This window comes from Paenibacillus sp. Soil787 (genome assembly GCF_001429545.1).
GTDB lineage: Bacteria > Bacillota > Bacilli > Paenibacillales > NBRC-103111 > Paenibacillus_E.
This window is the reverse complement of the sequence record NZ_LMSP01000038.1, coordinates 1-3,482: the sequence shown is the minus strand read 5'-3', so window position 1 is coordinate 3,482 and position 3,482 is coordinate 1. Positions and strand designations below refer to the sequence as shown.

Below are 3,482 nucleotides of genomic sequence, written 5' to 3'. Positions count from 1 at the left end.
ATAGCCCCCATCATGAATGTAGCTGTTGATCACGTTGTTATAGGAGCCTTTGACCGTGAGCAGACTGCCGGAACTGTATGCGATCTCGCTATCCCTAATTACATTATTGCTGCCATCAAGTATAATCCCTAAGTTGGATTGCTCGTTTGCTGCTGTATTCAGTTTGTTGTGTGATACATATTTGCTTACGATACCTTGAAGCAGGCAGTTGTTAGTCAGACTGTTCATTTTGATCGTCGAGGCAAATGTCTGGATCCCGTTGATCTCCACATACGCTTTTCCAGACAGATCAAAGGCGGAGTTTCTTTTCTTGGCCTCCACAATAGCACTCGATGGGTTTGCTCCTCCTGGTGCCCACAGGTACAGCATAGAGTTGGTGGAATCATACCACCACTCATTCTCTGTATCCAGCGCACCTTTGATTCCAGACAAATAATATTTGTTGCCGGATATGGCATCATAAATAGCCGGAGAGACTCCTTTCAACGGATTGAACGTTAGCTNATCCAGCGCACCTTTGATTCCAGACAAATAATATTTGTTGCCGGATATGGCATCATAAATAGCCGGAGAGACTCCTTTCAACGGATTGAACGTTAGCTTCTTATTAACCGAATCATAGCCGGTTATCGTGGATGTCATGACAATCCAGTCCTTGCCGCTTTCAATCCATAATGTTGCTCCATTCCAGAACCCGTCACCGCCAGGAATATTGGTATCTACAATGTGAGTTGCATCTGTACCTGCACCAGCAGTTGCTGTGGTCGGATTCATCAAAGTACCTGTCTGATTAGGCCAACGGGCTTCATCCATCAGAACATTATTAANGAGTTGCATCTGTACCTGCACCAGCAGTTGCTGTGGTCGGATTCATCAAAGTACCTGTCTGATTAGGCCAACGGGCTTCATCCATCAGAACATTATTAATAAACACTTGATTACCTGCGCCTAGGCTCCAATTCATGGGAGCTTTATAGATGTTCCCGCTGTCCAGCGTCCAGCCGGTTACAAGGTCTGCGCCGCTAACGGCGACCGCCTCGCCGTTATAGTTTTGAAACTTGATCGTGTTTCCCGCCGTGCCGGAATTGACGGGGGCGACCGTTTCCCGGTAAGTGCCGCCCCGGATATTCACGGTATCTCCGGCTTGTGCCACACTAGCCGCCTTTTGAATCGTTTGGAAAGGCGCGCTTAATGAAATTCCATCGTTGGAATCGCTTCCATTTGTTGCTACATAAAAGACAGTTCCTGCCGCTTTCACGACAGCTGTGCCGGTGGAAACTGCTGCTACCGACATGACCATTCCGGCAATCAGCATAACTTTCATCCATTTGCTTCTTACTGTTTTAGTAAGTAGATACATGAACAATCCGATCACTCCTAAATAGAAATTTACGTTTTTAAGAAAATTACCTGCAGAACAAAACTACCTTCGAATAGGTCTACGTTACGTAAATCCGCTCATATTCATCCCTCCGTTTCATTAATCGGTATATATGCGATAGGACACCTGTGTTTGAGGCAGCACAAGTTACCTGTTTCGCCGAATTCAAATAGAAGCATGGGAATGATGAATCTAGAAAAGAGAGCTCCCTTCGATCGAAAGGAGCCCTATCTTCTGTCATTTACTTACTCTGATCATGTGGCACAGTCACAAAAGCCGTTGCAGCGGTTTGGTTGCCTGCTTTATCCGTGGCCGTATACACGATCGTATAGACACGTCCATTGCCCGTTTCCGATCTCTCGCTGCGGAGCATGAACTGCGTATCCAATGTACCTGCTTGGGCTTCTTGAATATCATTCGCTATATCCCCGTCTACCAGACCAGCGTCCGGCTCGTTACTCGTGATCGAGGTCAGCACGACCGATTGAATGCCGGATAAATTGTCGTCGTCCGTTACGTCAGCAAGGATCGTGACCATTGTGTGATTTGGCGGCCACAGCAGGCTGGATTTGTCTAGAACGACTTTGAGCGACGGCGCCGTCTTGTCGATCAACACCGTTRCGGAATGMGCAGCTTCCTTATTGCCYGCTTTGTCCACGCTGTRGTAGGAWACGGTATGTTYGCCTTCCGTCGTAATCGCAACAYTCGTCCCCGTTTGTTCAGCGCCGCCGTCCACCGTATAGTAAGTGTTCGATACGCCTGAATCACTGTCACTCGCCGTAAGCGTAACCGTTACATCGTGRTTCATCCAACCYATAGGAGCGTTGTCGACGGTTACMGGCGCYGTCTTGTCGATCTGTACCATTGCGATATGAGCAGCTTCCTTATTGCCCGCTTTGTCCACGCTGTAGTAAGAAACAGTATGTTTGCCTTCTGTCGTAATCGCAACACTCGTCCCCGTTTGTTCAGYGCCGCCGTCCAACGTATAGTAAGTGTTCGATAYGCCCGAACTGTCGCTCGCCGTAAGCGTAACCGTKACATCGYKGTTCATCCAACCMRYAGGAGCRTTGTCGACGGTTACAGGCGCCGTCKTGTCGTTACTGAACTTGAACCAGTCGAAGTTGCCTACTCCGCCTCCGCCTTTAAACAAGATGTAGATATCATGCACGCCGCTTGCGCCTGTCAATGTGGTTATCTGCGGTTTGAGTATGCCAAATCCTCCAGTACTCTGCATAGTAATCGTTCCCACCAGTGTGCCTGTCTTACTGTCCAGCCTGATTTCCACCGTCTTGCCTGCATATGCATCTGGTACTCCGGCATTTGCGGTAAAGAGATTGTATCCGGTGCCCAGGTCAACCTGACTATAAGATACCCAATCCCCATTATCGCAGCTTCCGATGACGGAACCGCCATTGGTAATGCCGCTCATACTGCTATAGCTCTCAGCTTGCAGCAATTTAGAGGATAAGGGAGGAACGGGTGGAGGCGGTGGAGTAACGACCAACCCCGCATCATCCGCATAAGCTTCTCCCGTCGCAGATGTTTTCTTGAAATAGATCGTTGCACTGGTATTCGCGGCTCCGGTAATAAAATCGATCGTCTTGAAGGTCCAGGTCGAACTTGACGAAGATGCCGACAATTCCGTTCCGCCATAGTTTTTNGCACTGGTATTCGCGGCTCCGGTAATAAAATCGATCGTCTTGAAGGTCCAGGTCGAACTTGACGAAGATGCCGACAATTCCGTTCCGCCATAGTTTTTCACGCCCAGCACCGCGGTCTCGCCCGCCGGTGTTCGGAGCCATCCGCCCACCGTATACTTCGTATTGGGCTGCAGCCCAGTGATGGTCTGTTCGACCCCATCGACTCCGCCGCTCAGCTTAAGCCCGTAGAGCTGTGACCGGGACATTCCCGTATTTGCTGCTAATCCCCAATGAGGGTCGTTTACTATGCTAGCGTTGCCGCTATCCGTCTTCGTCCAGGACGTGAGATCCCCTAGCTCAAATCCTCCATTATTGACCAGATTCATATAGGTCGTGTTCGGCCGCGTATAAGTCGGATTTGGCGGACTTGCAAAGTTGTGTCCTGCCGTCCAGTCAGCCCC

2 protein-coding genes are annotated in these 3,482 nt (G+C 49.5%); both read right to left on the bottom strand.

Annotated elements, in window-relative coordinates; all coding sequences use genetic code 11:
- Positions 1-828: 828 nt before the first annotated feature.
- Positions 829-1,294: right-handed parallel beta-helix repeat-containing protein (locus ASG93_RS37285; protein ID WP_414858888.1), on the bottom strand; the 466-nt coding region annotated here is incomplete at its 3' end.
- A 328-nt stretch (positions 1,295-1,622) separates the two neighbouring features.
- The gene (locus ASG93_RS37280; RefSeq protein WP_414858887.1) at positions 1,623-2,837 is read right to left on the bottom strand and encodes an OmpL47-type beta-barrel domain-containing protein; all 1,215 of its coding nucleotides are present in this window, start codon (positions 2,835-2,837) and stop codon (positions 1,623-1,625) included.
- Between the last annotated feature and the right edge of the window lie 645 nt (positions 2,838-3,482).